This is a genomic window from Leisingera sp. ANG-M6 (genome assembly GCF_000813905.1).
In the GTDB taxonomy this organism is placed as follows: Bacteria; Pseudomonadota; Alphaproteobacteria; order Rhodobacterales; family Rhodobacteraceae; genus Leisingera.
Window position 1 is genome coordinate 1 of the sequence record NZ_JWLG01000043.1, and the last position, 17,111, is coordinate 17,111.

A 17,111-nucleotide genomic window follows, 5' to 3' on the forward strand; every position below is an offset into this window, starting at 1 on the left:
CGCGCGGCACGCGCGGTTCACCCTTGAGGCGGAAAAGGGCGGAACACCATGGACATGGCGCCTTAAGGGCAAACCTGCCCTTAAGCGCCTCTCAGCAAATGGAAACCCGGCTTCCACCCGGCACCCCGCCTGCCCTTTCAGCCGCCGCGCTGTGCGCAGCACAGCGCCACACCCAACCGGAAGGGTGCATTTTCAAATGCACCGGAACGGGCGGGAGCCCCCCTGCCCTACTGGATCGAAACCCGAATACCTACTGGCAGCCGCCAGCCGCCCAGCTCTTCAGCACTTGTTTCAAAGCGCCGCCGAACGGGTGCTGCTTGCCCAGCGACCGCTGCATGTTGAGGCTCAGATACGTGTTGCCTTGGGTGCACAGCCGCTCCCGCGTCCACTGGTGGCAGGCACTGCAGGACTGATCCTTCCAGTAGCTGTCCGGCAGGCCTTCGACGGGTGGAAACGACGGCGAGCGGGTCACCACCTCCGCCAGCGTCAGCCCGGAAATCTCCGCAACACCCGTGTGCAGCGGGCTTGCATAGGTCACAGGCCCAGCCTCTGCCAATTGCACCGCCTCCTGCTCCACCTCCGGCACCACAGCCGGCGCGTCACCGCCCGCCGCAGGGTCCTGCCCGGTGCCTGCCGCCAGCGCCGCAACCTCAGCCGCGGCCATTTCAGCGAACTGCCCCTCAGGGTAAGCCATCAGGTAAGCCTCATAAGCCGCCTTGCTGCCATCCCCCTGCGCCGCCTGGTACATTGCCGTCTCCGCGTCCTGCACCGGGTCCGCGGGCGCCTCTGCAACCGCCGCCCCACCTGTTTGCAGCTCCTCCTGCACCAGCTCCGCCAGCAGTGTCCGCGCCTCATCAGCATAGCGGCCATCGCCATAGCCGCGCAGGAACAGCATGATCTGCATCGCATCCCGCGACGCCTTGACCGAAGCCCAGACCTGCGCCTCTTCCATTTCCGCCGCGCTTACCACTGGCTCCGGCGCCGCCGCCGCAAAGGTGAAGTCACTCACCAATGAGGACGTGTCCCAAGGTGTCTGCCTGCCGCCGCTCTGCTCCAGCACCGCCCGGCGCACCTGCTTGAACACCTGCTCGACCGGCGCCCCCGGCACCGTGATTTCACGCGCCAGCGCCTCGGTGAACGGGCTGTTTGCCCCCTCCCCGTCCAGCGCCACATCGCCCGGTGCGGTGGCATAGGCCAGGAAGGTTCCGGTCGGCGCCTTCATCTCCGCAAGGCCGCTTGCATTCAGGTCTGCCACCGCCTCAAACGGGTTGTTGCGGCAGGCGTCCAGGATCACGATATTGGTGCGGTTCCTGGCCGAGGCCATCTGCCGCAGAACCGACTGCGCCTCAATCGCCATAAGGTCCAGATCCGCCGCATCCGCCAGCGCCACATCAACCGGCAGCAGGTAGTTGCTGCCAAAGCTCTGCACCCCGTGGCCGGCGTAATAGAACAGCCCCGTCGCATCCTCGCCGGCGCTGCGCAGCTTGCGGCCGAACTGGGCAATCGCGCGCTTCATCTCGATCTGCTTGGCATCCGCCGCCAGGGTCACGTCAAAGCCCAGCCCCTCCAGCACCTCTGCCATCAGCCGCGCATCGCGCACCGGATTGTCCAGCGCTGAGACCGCGCCATAGCTGGAATTGCCGATCACCAGCGCCAGCCGCTCCTCAGCCAGCGCCATCGCGCCCCAGCAGGCCGCCGCAACTGCCAGCAGCATCAGCCGGACCCGGATCATCAAAACTTGCACCTGTCTGCTCCACTTCCCGCCCCGGCATCCGTCCGCGCAGGGCTGCTTCCCAATTCTTAAGGGTATTTGGTTACCAAACTATCGCGTCCCTTGCGCCCGGCAGCAACTCTGCGGTTAGTCTGGGCGCATCATTTCTGCCCTGGCCCGCAGGCCGGGACCTCACTTCCAGAAACCCGGATGGACCCGCATGTACCGCTTAACTCTTTCAATCATAACAATTTTCCTGCTTCTCATCCGTCCGGCACTGGCCGCCGGCCCGTTCGAGGGCGGCTGGCAGCTGACGCCCGAATCCTCCGCCATCCGATTCATATCGATCAAAAAAGGCAGCATTGCGGAATCCAGCCGCTTCGCCGCCTTCTCCGGCAGCATCTCCGAGGCCGGGGAGGCCAAGATCCACATCGCTCTGGACTCTGTCGACACCTCCATCGACCTGCGCAACGTGCGGATGCGGTTCCTGTTCTTTGAAACCTTCACCTACCCTGAGGCCGTGATCACAGCCCGGATCGCCCCGGACCAGATCGCTGATCTCGCCGCAGTGCAGCGAAAACAGATCGACCTGCCCGTCACCCTGTCGCTGCATGGCGTCACCGCCGATCTGATCATCCCGGTAGCGGTAACACTGCTGGGTGAAAACCGGGTTGCCGTCGCCACCGTGCAGCCGGTGATCCTCAAGCTGGAAGACTTCAACCTGATTGCAGGGAAGGAAAAACTGGAGGAAGCAGCAGGCGTCACCATCACCCCGGTGGGGCTTGTCAGCATGGACCTGATGTTTGACCGCACCGGTACAGCCACGGCCGCTGTCCCCGCGGGGACAGTCACCGCAGGCGCCTCTGCCGCGCTGGAAGCCAGCGGCGATTTCAGCCGCGAGGCCTGCACCGGCCGGTTTGAAATCCTGTCGCAGGGCCGCAGCGTCAACTTCGCGCCCTCCACTGCCCGGCTCGATGCCAACTCGCGCGACTTCCTCAACAGCCTGTCGGACATCATCCGCCGCTGCCCCGGCATGGTGGTTGAGGTCGGCGGCCACACCGATAGCCAGGGCAAGGCGGCCTGGAACATGACGCTGAGCGAGAAACGCGCCGCGGCGGTGAACCAGTACCTTCAGCAAATGGGCATCCCGGCAGAGCGCCTGGTCGCTGTCGGCTACGGCGAAACCACACCGCTGGTGCCCAACGACACGGTGCAGAACCGCGCCAGGAACCGGCGGATCGAGTTCAAGGTTCTGAACTGAACCACTGCTGTCCCCGCGGGGACAGCACTTGAAAACCTGCAGGACCCGGCCCTCAGGCCGGGTCTTTCTTTTGACCCGCACTGCATCCCGCAGGTGTTTTGCGCATCTGTCCCCGCGGGGACAGACTGGCTTATCAACGAATACAGAGGGGGTAAAATGCCCCACTCTACGGCGGCTCCGCCACACAGAAAGGCAGGCGTTTCCACCCGCTGCCAACAACCTCTCCAAGAAAACCGCAAGCGGTTTCAGCAGCGGCCAGCCTCGCCTTTCTGACCCTGTCCGGCGTTGTCCCCGCGGGGACAAAACGCAAATCCCGGGCGGAGCAATCAGGTTTCACCCGCCTGTCCCCGCGGGGACAGGTTACCCGCCTGACACGCTGCGGCAGGCGGAGCGCCCATGAACCAGCTGCGGGTTGCTAGGCCCAAACGGTCAACCAGACGGGTATGGCGTCATCGTAGGGTGGGCGTTTCCGCCCACCGCAACCGGTATCCAGACACTTGTCCCCGCGGGGACACATCATGAAAACAGGCTCAAACAAGCGGATTAGGCACTGAATCTATCCCTTCGTCCCGCCCATCAGACCTGCCTGTCCCCGCGGGGACACCTGCTGAAACCCCGTTCCGCGCCGCCACCGGACAACAAAAAAGGCCCGGCATTTCTGCCGGGCCTCCGTCATTTTCCGATGCTGTCCCCGCGGGGACAGGCGTGTCAGCTGTCTTCTTCGAGGGCCGCAAAGAACGCAGCAATCGCGCCTTCCAGCTTGTGCCGGTCGATCTCCGAGAAGTCGCGTTCCATCGCCATTTCAATCTTGCCGTCGCGGGCCTGGCACCGGACTGTCCCCGCGGGGACAGTGCAGCGCAGGGTGGTCTTGGCAACACCGGGACGCGGTGCAGAAGCGGCGCGCGGCGCGTTCTTGCGCTTGCCTTCGGCAAAGCTGCGCAACACTTCCAGCTCCGCTTCCTCCGTTGCGGGCTGCACCCGCGCCAGCGTGTCACGCAACACCTGAGCGTTCATCGCGTCCGCTTCCAGCCGCTTTTTCAGCTCCAGACCCAGCGCCCGGGGAATCGATTCGGCGAACTTCAGATGTTCGCCCACCGCCTTCAGCACCTGGGCGAAATGGCGGATATAGATCCGCTTCTGGCGGCCGGCGGAGGCGTAGAGGTCATTGACCGCATCCTCGATGGTCTCTGCGCCGGTCTGGGTGTCCTCGGCATAGCGCAGTGCCAGCTGAGCCATCTCGGCAAAGGAGATGTCGCGGCGCACCAGGTTCTCGTCCACCATCCGGCGGTAGAGGGTCTGCAGCGTGTCGCCATTGGCCACCAAACCCGCGGGGATATGCGCGTAGGAGTGATCATCGGTTTCGTTCAGCAGCTCCCAATAGGCCTTCATCCGGCGGTAGCCCTGGATCAGCTCATACTGGCCGTTCTCCAATGGCTCGACCCGGATCGGGTTCGAGAGCCCCACCGCCTTGATCGACGCTTTCAGCTCCTCCAGGTCCGGATCGCGCTCCTCCTTGCGGTCGCGGATCAGTTTCTTGGTGCAAATCATGCCGATCGGGATCCGGTCGACCACCAGCCCCAGCTTCTTCAGCCGCACAAACTCATGCGCCAGCCGGTCGTTTTCATCGCGGATTTTCTGCTCCGCCTCTGCCCGGCTGCGCAACGCATCTGCGTTCTCGGAGATCGCGGTGGCCATCGGCCCGCGGCGCGGTTCAGACGGTTTGCGCATCCGCTGGTCCGGCTTCTGGACGGCAGTCTGCGCGGGGGCAGTTTTTGTTTCAGAGGGTTGGTTTGGTTCAGTCGGGAAGTCGATGTCGAAGACTCTGCGTTTACTCATGCCTCATCCTCCAGTTTTTCCCAGGCTTCCAGCGCGTAGGCCTTGAACTCGTCATAGGCCTGATCAAACGACGCCCGCGCACGGCGCCAGGTTTCGCGTGTCATGTCCCGGTAATCGATTTCGTAGATGGAACTTAAGAAGCGGCCCGATTGTTCGACTGCGCGGGTCATCTCGATCGGGTGCTCCGTCATCCTACCCTCAAAAACCTTCATAAATGCCGAACGCATCGCACGGTGCAAATCGTTACCGCTTTCGTAACGGGTCAGAAGGAAGCGGACGTCCTGAAAAACCTTGGGCAAGGCAAATGTCCCCGCGGGGACAACGCCGTTAAATGCCGACAAATCCTCCAGCGCCTCGGACAGCTGGCCGATGAAGGAGGTGGTGGAGTCATATTCCCAGTAACCGGGGCCGGAGGGGATATAGAGCATGTCGGCGGCAAAGACCGCGTTCATCGACTGGTAGCCGATGGCGGGCGGGCAGTCGAAGATCATCAGGTCGTAATCCTCAGACGGCAGCTGGTCGAGGTAGCGGGACACGGCCGCGAAGAACGACCACTCCGGGTTCAGGTGCCGGTACTGGGCGGAGGCGAATTCCACAAACGCCGCATTGGCGCAAGAGGGGATGATGTCGATGGTCGGCCAGCTGGTGGGCTTGACGAAATCGCTGACCCGCAGGTCCTGCAGCCCCATGCCGGTGATCGCCTCGGGCAGCTGGCGCTGGGGCAGGGCGGTGCCGGACTCGGCGCCCTGCAGCGAGGCGTTCATCCGCGTGGTCTCGCGCACCAGGTCGCGGGCCATAATGCCCCAGACGGTGTAATCCTCGGTGACGTCGCTGAGACCCATGGAGTGGGACAGGGTGGCCTGCGGGTCGAAGTCGACGCAGAGCACCCGGTAGCCGTCCAGCGCCGCGGCATGGGCGAAATGCAGGGCCACGGTGGATTTGCCCGCCCCGCCCTTGAAGTTGGAGATTGCCACCCGCAGCGCCCGTTTCCCCGCGGGGCGCTTGGGCAGCAGGGACTGCCGGTTGATCTTGATGCGGCGGCGCAGCTCGTTGATCTCCTCCAGCGAATACCAGCGCTGGCGGCCGTCCTCCTCCACATGGCCCTGCGGCAGGGAGGGGTCGGTGGCGAGCCGTCCCCGCAGGGTCGACTGGTTGACGCGGAAGATCAGCTCTGCCACTTCCCAGGAGGAGAACCGGCGCAGGGTCTTTTCCATTTCGGGGGAGAAGGTCTGCTGGCGGATCCAGCTTTGCATCTTCAGGGATTGGGCCTGCATCTTGGACAGGTCTTCGTGCGTAAACATCGCTGCTCCTTAGCCTCACACGGTGTTGTTTTTTGAAAGCGTCCATTTCTGCAGGACGCTAATTCAGCCTCAATATCCATTTACGCCGAATTTGCAAAAAACGCAAAAGCAAATATGGTTGGGAAGAGCGTCCTGTCCCCGCGGGGACACATCTGCAAAAGGCCCAGTGAAATAAGGGCAGGGGCGATTCGGGAGGCTGGCGCCAAGCGATTCGTTTCATTGGGTTTTTCTGGGGTTCAGACGCCAGATTTAGGGGGACACCCCGGACCGGAATACAGCAGATTGGGGGACATTTTGGCGCGAATAGGGGACATTCAAGGTGTCACCCAATACCATAGATACCAATTTTTCTTTCGAAAAAGGGATTGGGTTTGAATTCAATTCCCGCCAGCGCTTGACAGAATCGGAATTCCGGACGCAAATCAGGTACAACAAACAAATAGCGTTGAGTTCAGGGCAAACCGGCCAGCGCAATTCCCGGCAAAAACCCCGGGAGCACTTGAGGCAGCATATCCCGGCCCAGGAGGGCAGGGAGGGAGAAACGGGGGCAGCAATGCTTGCCAAACGGCCTGCGGGGCGCAACGCCTCTGCATTGAAGTATGACATCCTCACGGCGATGGGGGCTTATGCGCTTGGCCAGGGCAAGGGGGCGCAGAAGCTGGTTCTGCGTTTCATGACATTGATGACGGCCCGCTACAACTGGCAGCGCGATGAGCTGGCCGTGGGGCAGCGCGAGATTGCCCGGCTGTGGGATGTCGACGAGCGCACGGTGAAGCGCGAGATGGCGAAGCTGCGCGGCTGGGGCTGGCTGGTGGTGAAACGCCAGGGTGCGCGCGGGCGGGTCACGGAATACGGGATTGATCTGGAGCGGCTGCTGGCCGACACCCAGGAGCGATGGGATGCGGTGGGGCCGGATTTTGCGCACCGGATGCAGGGCGCGGATGAGCCTGCGCCGAATGTTGTGCCCTTGCGCCCCGGTGCGGTGCCGCCTGCGCCGGATGTGTCGGACGGCCATGAGTGGAGCCTCGCCAAGGCGGTGCTGCATGCAGAGGATCCGGCGAATTATGCCTCCTGGGTGCAGGGGCTGGAGCGCGCGGGCCGGGCAGGGGGGCGGCTGGTGCTGAAGGCGCCGAGCCGGTTCCATGCGAACTACGTGATGTCCCATCTGATGCCGCGGCTGCTGGCGGCCTGCCGGGATGTGGACAGCGGCGTCTCCGCGATTGTTGTGGAGGCGTGAGGCCGAAACCGCACGCCTGCGGTTGAACCCCTTGGGGCCAAGGCATTATGTGGGCGGGCAGGGGGCTTGGCGTAACCAGCCCCGCGGAACAAGGAGCAGCCGGACATGAGCGGCGCGCAAGACAAGATCTGTGTCATTGGCCTCGGCTATGTCGGGCTGCCGCTGGCGGCGGCGTTCGGGCAGCACCGGGCGGTTATGGGGTTCGATATTGATCCCTCCCGCATTGCCGAACTGCGCAAAGGCGCGGACCGCACGCGGGAGCTGGAGCCGGAGGAGCTGGCGGCAGCGGAATTCCTGCGCTTTACCTCGGACCCGGCGGAGATTGCGGACTGCTCCATCTACATCGTCACCGTTCCGACGCCGGTGGATGCCAGCCACCGCCCGGACCTGGGGCCGCTGCTGGCGGCCTCGGCCATTGTGGGCAGCGTGCTGAAACCCGGTGATCTGGTGATCTATGAATCCACCGTCTATCCCGGCGCGACTGAGGAAGATTGCGTGCCGGTGCTGGAGGCGCGGTCGGGTCTGAAATTCAACGCGGATTTCTTTGCCGGCTACAGCCCGGAGCGGATCAACCCCGGCGACAAGAAGCGGCGGCTGAAGGATGTGGTGAAGGTGACCTCAGGCTCCACGTCTGAGGTGGCGGAACGGGTGGATGCGCTGTACCGCGAGGTGGTGACGGCAGGCACCCACAAGGCCGCAAGCATCCGGGTGGCGGAGGCCGCCAAGGTGATCGAAAACAGCCAGCGGGACATCAACATCGCGCTGGTGAATGAGCTGGCCAAGATCTTCAACAGGATGGGCATTGATACTCAGGCCGTGCTGGAAGCGGCTGGCACCAAGTGGAATTTCCTGCCGTTCCGACCCGGTCTGGTGGGCGGGCACTGCATCGGCGTGGACCCCTATTACCTGACGCATAAGGCGGAGCAGCTGGGCTACCACCCGGAGATCCTGCTGGCGGGCCGCCGCCTGAACGACGGCATGGGCGCCTATGTGGCGGGTGAGATGGTCAAGGCGATGCTGAAGCGCGGCCTGCCGGTGGCGGGTGCGCGGGTGCTGGTGATGGGGCTGACGTTCAAGGAAAACTGCCCGGACCTGCGCAACACGCGGGTGATTGATGTCGTCCGCAGCCTGGAGGAGTACGGCGCGGTGGTGGATGTGTTCGATCCCCATGCGGACCCGGCAGAGGCGCAGGAGGAATACGGCATTCCGCTGGTCGCCGAGCCGGGGCAGGGGGCCTATGCCGGGGTGGTTCTGGCGGTGGCGCATTCCGAGTTCCGCGCGATGGGCGCACAGGCAATCCGGGCCTTGGGGTCCGAAGGTGCGCTGCTCTATGACCTGAAATATGTTCTGGCGCCGGACGAGGCGGATTTGCGGCTCTAGCTCGGGAAACTCCCGCCGACGCTTGATTTGCTGTATCCTGGCGGTGTCAGCAAGGAGTCCGGCTATGAGTGATGTTCTGGAAGGCCGCTGCCTGTGCGGTGCTGTAAAAATCCGTGTTGAGGGGGCGCATGATCCGCATCCCGGGGCCTGCCATTGCCGCATGTGCCAGCGCTGGAGCGGCGGGCTGTTCTTGTGTTTCGAGGCTGATGCCGAGGCAGTGACCGTGGAGGGTCCGGTGGCGCGGTACCAATCCTCTGCCTTTGCCGAGCGGGCCTTTTGCAGCACCTGCGGTTCGCATCTGTGGATGCGGGACGTGGACAAGGACGGCGGCCCCTATGACCTGATGCCGGGGCTGTTTGATGACGCGCTGGCCTGGCCGCTGAGGTCAGAGATCTATGCCGACCGGGCGATGGCCGCGGTACGGCTGGAGGGCGGTCACAAGCGGGCCACCCGGGACCAGTGGGAGGCGCAGAATCCGTTTATTGATGGCGATGTCTGAGGGTTTCAAACAGGAACCGCAAGCATAGGGAGCTGGTTTTGCATAATTGGGACGTGAGCCGGTCATATGAGAATGAAGACGGAACCTGCCGGGTTGAATTTCAGTTCAATGCGGGCAGCAGACTCTATCGGTATTGGGTAGATAATTTGTGGCCCGCTTGCGATGAGGACGAGGGAGTCCTGGGGGACGGGTATTGGGCTTGCTCCGGGATATCTGGCTATTTCGGCAGCTTAGAAGAATGCGAGCGTGAGGCAAAGGCCAGTTTGAGCTGGTTGCCGGACAGTGGACAGGTTCTTTGATCAGCGCCCAACCCGCGGCAGTTTCGGGCCGCTCCAATAGGCGCCGCTGTCCTGGCGCAGGGCGTCATAGGCTTCGATCCTTCGCCGGGCGTCCTCGCCGCCGGCCTCGATCAGATGGGTGAGCAGGCATTCCAGCACGGCCATGGCGCCGCCGACGGCGCCGAACGGGTGCAGCGCGTTGGCGGCCACCGCCAGAACATGGTCGGTGCGGATGCCGGGGGCGATCACCTCGCTGTCGGAGATCAGGATCACCGATGCGCCGCGTTCGCCTGCCAGCCGCAGCGCCTGGATGGTGCCGGCGGAGTAGGGGGCGAAGGTGACGGCGATCAGGCAGTCCTCGGGGCCTATGTCGAGGAGATCGTCGAGCGCCGCGCCCATGTGGCGGGGCACGAGGTCCAGAGAGGGCAGCGCCATGCGGCCGACGTAGTGGAAGTAATAGGCCAGCGCGTAAGACGACCTGGTGGCGGTGACATAGCTGCGGCGGGCCGTCAGCAGCGTGTCCACGATGGCCTGTGTCCGTTCCGCTGTCATCAGCCGCAGGGAGCGGGAGGTGATGTTCAATTGGTTGCGCGCGGCGGCGGCCTGCAGCTTGGCTGCCGGGCCTTCGTCCTGCATCCGGTCCAGCCAGTCCTGGCCGAGGTCGGCCTCATGCGTGGTGGTGAGGGCAGCGCGGAAGGGGGCGCGGAAGGCTTCGAATGTGTCATAGCCCAGGTGCTGAGCGAGGCGGACAAAGCCGTTGGCGCTGATGCCGGTCCTTTCGGCGGAGGTGCGCACGGTGTCGAGGCCGAAGTCGCCGGGGTTGTCGATCACGTATTTCGCTGCCGCCTTGAGCTTGGGCGGCAGTTGCTCCATCTGGTCCTTCAGATGCTGGATCAGACGGGCGGTTTTCCGGGGGGCGAGATGCGGGTCCATGCGCCGCATCAGATCAGATGTGCGGAAAATGGCAAGGCTGGAACGGATGTTATTCCGACAGGAACGCCATCAGGTCCTGGCGGGCGTGCAGGATGCGGATGATTTCCGGGCAGTTTTGTTCGATGCGGTAGATCACCAGATGCGCACCGGTGGGGTGGATGCGGACAGGGGGCGTGAATTCCGCCCGTTCGCGGGCCATTTCGGGAAAGTCCGCGAGCAAGTCGAACAGAGCAAACAGGCTGTCGGCATAGGCGTCGGCCTGCGTTTCGCCCCAAGTTTCCAAGCCATAGCGCCAGATCGCGGCAAGGTCGGCGCGGGCGGCGGGGCGGATCCGCCAGCGCAGCTCAGCCATTGCGGCGCATGGCGGCCTTGAAATCTTCGGCTGTCAGCTGTTCCGCCGGGCCGCTGGCAAGGCCCGCGCCGATGGCGGATTGCAGTTCGGCAATCGCGGCTGTGCGGGCCTGGTCGCGGCGGATCAGGTCGCGGACATAGTCGCTGGAATTGGCATAGGTGCCGGTGCGGGCCTGTTCCTCGACCCAAGTTTTCATCTGCTCCGGCAGGGAGACGTTCATGGTGGCCATGGGCGGGCTCCTTTCGCTGAAACAGGATATGGCAATCTTTGCCAAAAGTGCAAGGGGGAAGGGATATGGCGGGCAGATTGACCGCCGGATGCAAAAAGCCCGCAGCCAAATGCTGCGGGCTTTTTGTTGTTCCTGTCTGGTTGGATCAGGCTGAAACTGCTTTCAGGCCCTTTTCCTCCAGCGGCTGGATGGTGCCGTCTTCGCTGACCGTGATCCGCTCGCCATGTGCGAGGCTGTCGAGACCCTTGCAGGCGACCAGCATCAGCACGTCTTTTTCACGCGCGACGATGGCCATGTGGCTGAGCCAGCCGCCGACCTCGCTGAGCACCGCACCAGAGCGCTGGACCCACGGCAGCCAGGCCGGGTTGACCATCCGGCAGACCAGGATGTCGCCGTCCTGGAAGTCTGCAAAGGCGGCCGGGTCGATGCAGCTGTCGTCCTCCATCCAGAACACCCGGGCGGTGGCGCTGCCGCTACCGGCAACGCAGGTGCCGCCCATGGTGCCGTCGCCCGCCTGGGCCTGGGCGCCGAGCGACAGCAGCTCGCAGTCGCGCAGGGTCAGGGTGACGTCGGTGGGCGCGGATTTCTTGCGCAGGGCTTCCTTCTCTGCCCGTGCCTCTGCCAGATCGCGCAGGGGGGCCGGGTTGGACCAGTTGCTGTCCAGAACCTCCGCGAAGGTCAGGCTGAACACCAGATCCTCCAGCCCGCTGGTCCGGCCCAGTGCCAAGAGGGCACGGCGCAGTTCGGCGACGACGCGCAGGGCCTCGTGCTTGGCCTGTTCCTTGAGATCCTGATAGGCGATGGCGATGCCGATGGTATCGTCCAGCTCATCCGGCAGGTTGGCCGGGACCGGAACGGCGCCGATCGGCTCCACCGTGCTGTCGAGCAGGGAGTGCAGCAGCGCCGGCGCCTCGGTGTAGCGGGGCGAGGACAGCTCGTAATCGAAGATTGAGCGGTGGCCCATCAGCTGCATGGCGCGGGACTGGGCATCCTTGCCGGTGCAGGAGGCGAGCAGGCTGGAGGGCGCGTTGGGCAGCTCTGCGTGCATCAGATGCGCGCGCAGGGCCGGGTCGCCGGCCGCCGCCGTGCCTGCCTCGCCCATGGTGAAGCCTGCCAGGATGTTGATCTTCTCCGCTTCCAGGTAGACCTCGCGGATGAACATGCCCTTGAGGGTGGAGATCGCCTCCAGCAGCTTGTCCTGGGGCAGGGCGGTGTAGTCCACGGCCTGCCAGATCGCCAGCTTGTTGCGCAGTTCCGGCATCACTTCGCTGCGGAAGCGGGTGATCATCGGATGCGCCTGCTTGCGCAGCTGCTTGGCCTTGGCGGCGGTGAGCTTGAGCGTCATGCCCTGTTTCAGCGCCACATCGACATAGGTCTTGCCGAACAGGTTGACGAGGTGGCCGTCGCGCCCCTCGGGCAGGCCATAGGGCACGCCAAGGGCGCGGCAGGCCAGGTCTACGCTGCCGCCCGGCGCCCACAGCTCGCTCATCAGCGAGAAGGAGAGCGGGGTGGGGCGGGGCAGGACCTCTGACATTTCGTCCTGTTCCAGAATGGTCTGATCCGGGTCTGCGTCCGCGTAATGGTCCAAGAGGTCGCGCCATTCGGCCAGACGGGTCTGTTCCTGCTCGGTTCCCAAGGAAAGCGTGGTGATGTCGCGGCTTTGCACGATCTGGAACTGGCCGTTGGCATAGGCCCATTCGACGTCCTGCGGGCAGCCGAAGGTGTCCTCGATCTGCTTGCCAAGGGCCAGCAGCGGCGCCATGTCCAGCGTCTGGTCCTGATCTTCGGATGCGGGCAGGCCGGTGTAGCGGCCAAAGCGCAGGGAGGTCGGGGTGACGCGGCCGGACACCAGGTCTTCGCCGCAGCCCTCGACCCATTCGATCATTGCCATGCCGGGGGCCATCGGGTCCTGGGTGAAGAGGACGCCGGCGTATTCCGCCTGCACCATTTCCTGCACCACGATGTTGCCCTGATCGGTGCTGTCGCCCTCGCCGGAGTAGCTAGCGGCGCGGTCCGAGGAGAAGCTTTCCACCACTTCGTCCAGGGCGGCGCGCATGGTGTCCGCGGTCACGTCGAGCACAGATTCAAAGACACCGGCAAAGCTCTGGTCGTGGCCGTCCTCATTGCTGGCGGAAGAGCGCACGGCGACCGGTTTGCCACCTGCAAGGGCAAAGACCTTGGCGGCAAAGGCGTCTTTCTTGGCGTCGGACATTTTGCGGTAGTCGTGGATTGCGTCGGAGCGCACGATCACGCCGCCCGGCACTGGCAGGCCGGCATTGCGCAGGATCGACAGGCGCAGGGCCTTGTTTCCGGCGTGCTCCAGTTCCTCGGTGTAGCCCATCGGGATCACGCCGCGCGGCAGTTTGGCGAGGCGGCGTTTGTGGGCGCGCAGGGCGATGGCGTCGCCCAGTTTGCGGTGCATGCGGGTCACGTAGGCGCGCTGCACCAGCAGCAGCGTCAGGCTGAAGCAGAGATAGGCGTTTGCGGCGGCTGTCAGGGTGAACACCATCGCAAAGAGCGCAGGCATGCCGAGCACCATCCACAGGGTTTTCTGGCGCGGCGTCTTGGCCACGGCCCACAGCAGGTAGACGGCAGCGAGCGCGCAGAACAGCACCGGCAGGATGAACAGCGGGTCGGGCAGGCCGAGGTCAGCCATCCACAGGAACGGGGTTTGCAGCGAGGCGCTGGCTTCTTGCGCCGCGGAGACACCCAGCATCATCACCGGCAGGAACAACAGCGCGGTGAGGTTCTTCATCGGGGTCAGGCCCTTGTCGGCGTAGAACGCCTGCACCGCGCGTGCCTTGCGCACCGGGTCATGGGCCAGTTTCGCCTTCAGCGCCTTCATCTCATCCGCGGTTTCGTTGGTGATGATCTGGTCGCGTTCGGATTTCAGCGCCACCGGCAGCACCAGGATGCGGGTCACGATGGACAGCGCCAGCAGGCCCAGCAGGATGTGGCTGCGCTCATGCACCCACAGAAGGGCGGCTGCCAGCGCCGAGATCGCCTTGTCCCAGAGGGTGGATTGCTGACCTGCCAGCCATTCCTGCACATGCGGTTTCGGCTTCGGCGCGACGAAGTATTCCCACGGCAGGGTATAGCGGCCGCGGAAGTCGATGCCCTGCTGCGACAGCTCCAGCCCCAGCACCTGACTCATGAAGCAGCTGCGGCGGTCATAACAGGCGGCAATAGTGGGTTTGTCCGGATCGAGCTCGGCAATGCGGCCCATCAGGTCCGCGGTGGTCATCTTGCGGATCGGGATGTTGATGGCACCGGGCAAGTGGCCGGTTTTAAAGTCGCCGGGATAGCGGGTGTCGACGATCTGCAGGTCCTCTGTGGTCAGCAGCGCCTCGAAATCGGCGGTGCTGAGCAGCACGTCTTTGCCCGGGTATTCCGGGATCGCGCGCAGGTCTGAGAGGGATTGCACGTCCTTGTCGGAGAACTCGCGCCCCTCGACGATCCACTTCTCGATGCCGCCTGCGATGAAGCTGCAGTCAATGCCCATCGCCGCCAGCTTGGCACAGGTTTCCGAGGAGCGGTTGCCGTTGTGGCAGAACAGAACGACCTTCTGGCCGGGTTGCACCGGCTGGCTCTCAACGAAGTCCGGGAAGCGGATATGGGTGGCGCCGGGCAGGGTGCCCATGGCGTTCTCACCGGTTTCGCGGATGTCGTAGAACAGGGTGGAGCCGTCCTCCAGCGCCGCGGCGGCGTCTGCGGTGCTCATCGCCAGCGGGTGGTCCTCCTGCTTGGAGAAGCTGGTCTCCTTGAGCGAGGCGTCCTTGATAGTGGTGCCGTCAAACTGCGCTGGCCGCGTCAAAGTGGCCTGCAGTCTTGCCAGCTCAGCCTGCTCATGCGAGGAATACTGCCAATAGTTGCCTGCAGCCAGGGCAAGGGCTGCCAGAACGAGGACGGAGATCAGCTTGACCGGGTAGCGCCGCGGTGAGGCGCCCGGTTTGGGGGTAAAACCCAGTTTCGCCGCAATGACAGCGCCCAAACCGGAAATCATGGCAATTCCCACGGCCAGGACCTGGGACAGCGAAGAGACCGAGCCGATCACCAGTTCCGGCGAGGGAATGGCAAAGGCCGCAACCGGGAGCGCGGATAAAAGGGACGTGAGCACAATGGTTTGTGCTGAGCGGCGGTGGGACCGGGTGGTCCTGGAGAGCATAGGGGTCTGCGTCACGGTGGTTCCTGTCGGGCCAGCTGAGTGTGTCGTTCCGAAATTAAGGCGAATTTGCCTAAAAGATTACGAAAACCTTACTGAAGGGTTAATATAGAGGCCGAAGAATAAAAGAACCGCAAAATTTTTCCGAGAATTGCAGGTGCGTTAACATTGTATTCTTAACCATGTGCCATGTAACGAAGAAGCGCGGCCTTCCTGCCGTGCGAGCCGATGCGACTCAGGAGGCGAGAACCGTGATTCTGTTTGAGTGGACCTTTGGTATCATTGCGCTTTTCCGGAAACGGCTGAGGCATGCCGCCGCCGCCGCGGTTCTGGCTGCCTGTATGGCGGCCATATTGCCCACGGCCGGTCTGGCCGGAACAGATCTGGTTTTCGGCACTTATGCGGCGGATAAACCAACCGCAACGGTCAAAAAATACCAGCCCTTTCTCTCCTTCCTCTCCAAACGGATGAGCGAGGAGCTGGGAGAGCCGGTGACGATCCGGCTGAAGATCGCCAAGGAATACGAGGAAGGCATCCGCCAGCTGGCCAGCGGCGAAGTGGATTTCTCCAGGTTCGGCCCGGCGTCCTATGTGCATGTGATGAAGGAAAACCCTGAGATCCGGATCATTGCGATGGAATCCCAGAACGGCCAGAAGCGGTTCAAGGGTGTGATCGTGGTGCATGCAGACAGCACGGTGCAGTCGGTTGCGGACCTGGCCGGGCTCAGCTTTGCCTTCGGCGACGAGCTGTCGACCATCGGCCGCTATCTGGCGCAGGAACATCTGCTGGAAGCCGGCATCAACAGCGGCGATCTGCTGGAATTTGCCTATCTTGGCCGCCATGACCTGGTGGGCGAGGCCGTGGGCGCGGGCCGCTACACTGCGGGCGCTTTGAAGGAAAGCACCTACAAAAAGCTGATTGCCAAGGGTGTTCCGATCCGGGTTCTGGCCTCCTTTGACAATGTGACCAAGCCCTGGCTGGCGTCGCCGGAGATGCCGGAGAACGTGCTGGAAGCGATGCGCAAGGTGATGCTGTCCTCGGAAAACGAGGAGATCGTGCGCCGGATTTCGAAGAACGGCTTCCTGCTGGGGGACGATCAGGATTATGACATTATCCGCCGGGCAATGGAGCGCAGCCTGGCCTTTTAGGGCGCCGCGTTGAGATTATGAAACGTACAAGCATCCTTTTCCAGATCGTGCTGTCGCTCTTGCTGGCGGCCTCGGCGGTCGGCTTTGTGGTCGGCGATCTGGCGCAGCGCCAGGAGGCGCAGCGGCTGGAAGAACAGCTGGCGGAGCAGGCGGACCTGACGGTGTCGCTGCTGAGCGGGCTGATGCTGGAATCGATCATTGTCGAGGATGTGCCGGTGCTGGAAACCGGCCTCATTGAGGCCGTCACCCGCAAACCGCAGATCGTCTCCATCCAGATCCGCAGCCCGGCAGGCAAGATGCTGGCGTCGGCGGAAGCCGCCGGTGCTCCGCCCGAAGGCGGCCGGGTGATGTATGAACGCCCGATTGAGCTGGAAGGCGCGGTTTTTGGCACCATGGTGGTCGAATGGTCGACCCAGGAAGGCGAGGCGCTGGTGGCGGCTTCGGTCCGCCAGATCATCCTCTGGACAGTGGTGCCGGTGCTGGTGTTGTCGCTGCTGGTTCTGCTGCTGGTGCACGGGCTGGCACTGCGTCCGCTGCAGATGATCCACAAGCGGATGTCGGACGCGATTTCCGGCCTGCGCAGCCCGGCGCAAAGGCTGCCCTGGTACGCCTCGCGCGAGTTCCGGGCGCTGGATTTCTCGGTCGGCGTGCTGGAGGAGACCTTTGCCGAGCGCGACGAGCGCGAGTTTGCGATGGAGCAGGCGCGGGAGTCTGCAGATATCGCCAATCGGGCGAAATCAGAGTTTCTTGCCAATATGAGCCATGAGATCCGCACCCCGATGAA

12 protein-coding genes and 1 pseudogene are annotated in these 17,111 nt (G+C 63.7%); 6 read left to right on the top strand and 7 right to left on the bottom strand.

Translation table 11 applies throughout. The features are described 5' to 3' along the window. Nucleotides 1–250: 250 nt before the first annotated feature. A complete protein-coding gene (locus RA24_RS21465; protein ID WP_039194345.1) occupies nucleotides 251–1,732 on the bottom strand; it encodes a caspase family protein in 1,482 nt (493 codons plus the stop codon). 199 nt (nucleotides 1,733–1,931) lie between these two features. On the opposite strand from RA24_RS21465, the gene RA24_RS21470 reads away from it, so the two are divergent. Further along, nucleotides 1,932–2,972 carry an OmpA family protein gene (locus RA24_RS21470; protein WP_039194348.1) on the top strand — a complete coding sequence of 347 codons (1,041 nt, stop codon included), beginning with the start codon at nucleotides 1,932–1,934 and terminating at the stop codon, nucleotides 2,970–2,972. A 708-nt stretch (nucleotides 2,973–3,680) separates the two neighbouring features. Here RA24_RS21470 and RA24_RS21475 read toward each other — a convergent pair. Both RA24_RS21475 and RA24_RS21480 read right to left on the bottom strand, forming a co-directional pair. After that, nucleotides 3,681–4,808, bottom strand: coding sequence for a ParB/RepB/Spo0J family partition protein (locus RA24_RS21475; RefSeq protein ID WP_039137993.1), 1,128 nt, complete (start codon nucleotides 4,806–4,808; stop codon nucleotides 3,681–3,683). Beyond that, complete coding sequence (locus tag RA24_RS21480; protein WP_019294470.1) at nucleotides 4,805–6,109, bottom strand: AAA family ATPase; 1,305 nt, start codon at nucleotides 6,107–6,109, stop codon at nucleotides 4,805–4,807. Before RA24_RS21480 ends, RA24_RS21475 begins: the two co-directional genes overlap by 4 nt. 553 nt (nucleotides 6,110–6,662) lie before the next feature. Here RA24_RS21480 and RA24_RS21485 point away from each other — a divergent pair. The 3 genes from RA24_RS21485 (at nucleotide 6,663) to RA24_RS21495 (ending at nucleotide 9,225) form a co-directional block, all read left to right on the top strand. Then, nucleotides 6,663–7,346: a DnaA N-terminal domain-containing protein gene (locus tag RA24_RS21485; RefSeq protein ID WP_039194351.1), complete on the top strand. Its 684-nt coding sequence runs from the start codon at nucleotides 6,663–6,665 to the stop codon at nucleotides 7,344–7,346. Between the two features lie 105 nt (nucleotides 7,347–7,451). Then, the gene (gene tviB, locus RA24_RS21490; RefSeq protein ID WP_039194353.1) at nucleotides 7,452–8,726 is read left to right on the top strand and encodes a Vi polysaccharide biosynthesis UDP-N-acetylglucosamine C-6 dehydrogenase TviB; all 1,275 of its coding nucleotides are present in this window, start codon (nucleotides 7,452–7,454) and stop codon (nucleotides 8,724–8,726) included. Between the two features lie 64 nt (nucleotides 8,727–8,790). Next, a complete protein-coding gene (locus RA24_RS21495) occupies nucleotides 8,791–9,225 on the top strand; it encodes a GFA family protein (RefSeq protein ID WP_039194356.1) in 435 nt (144 codons plus the stop codon). Nucleotides 9,226–9,524: 299 nt separating this feature from the next. Here RA24_RS21495 and RA24_RS21500 read toward each other — a convergent pair whose 3' ends face one another. The 4 genes from RA24_RS21500 to RA24_RS21515 form a co-directional block, all read right to left on the bottom strand. Continuing rightward, complete coding sequence (locus RA24_RS21500; RefSeq protein WP_039194362.1) at nucleotides 9,525–10,436, bottom strand: MurR/RpiR family transcriptional regulator; 912 nt, start codon at nucleotides 10,434–10,436, stop codon at nucleotides 9,525–9,527. Nucleotides 10,437–10,485: 49 nt separating this feature from the next. Next, a complete protein-coding gene (locus RA24_RS21505) occupies nucleotides 10,486–10,788 on the bottom strand; it encodes a type II toxin-antitoxin system RelE/ParE family toxin (RefSeq protein WP_019294475.1) in 303 nt (100 codons plus the stop codon). After that, entirely contained in the window at nucleotides 10,781–11,017 is a 237-nt protein-coding gene (locus RA24_RS21510; protein ID WP_039152324.1) for a type II toxin-antitoxin system ParD family antitoxin, read from the bottom strand. Before RA24_RS21510 ends, RA24_RS21505 begins: the two co-directional genes overlap by 8 nt. Before the next feature lie 145 nt (nucleotides 11,018–11,162). After that, nucleotides 11,163–15,182, bottom strand: a complete 4,020-nt coding sequence (locus RA24_RS21515; RefSeq protein ID WP_039194358.1) for a PEP/pyruvate-binding domain-containing protein — start codon at nucleotides 15,180–15,182, stop codon at nucleotides 11,163–11,165. A gap of 248 nt (nucleotides 15,183–15,430) precedes the next feature. Here RA24_RS21515 and RA24_RS21520 point away from each other — a divergent pair, with 248 nt between their 5' ends. After that, on the top strand, nucleotides 15,431–16,327 hold the full coding sequence (locus tag RA24_RS21520; RefSeq protein ID WP_019294479.1) for a PhnD/SsuA/transferrin family substrate-binding protein: 897 nt from the start codon (nucleotides 15,431–15,433) through the stop codon (nucleotides 16,325–16,327). Between the two features lie 17 nt (nucleotides 16,328–16,344). Next, nucleotides 16,345–17,111 (top strand): annotated as a pseudogene (locus tag RA24_RS21525) (response regulator); the annotation flags it as partial.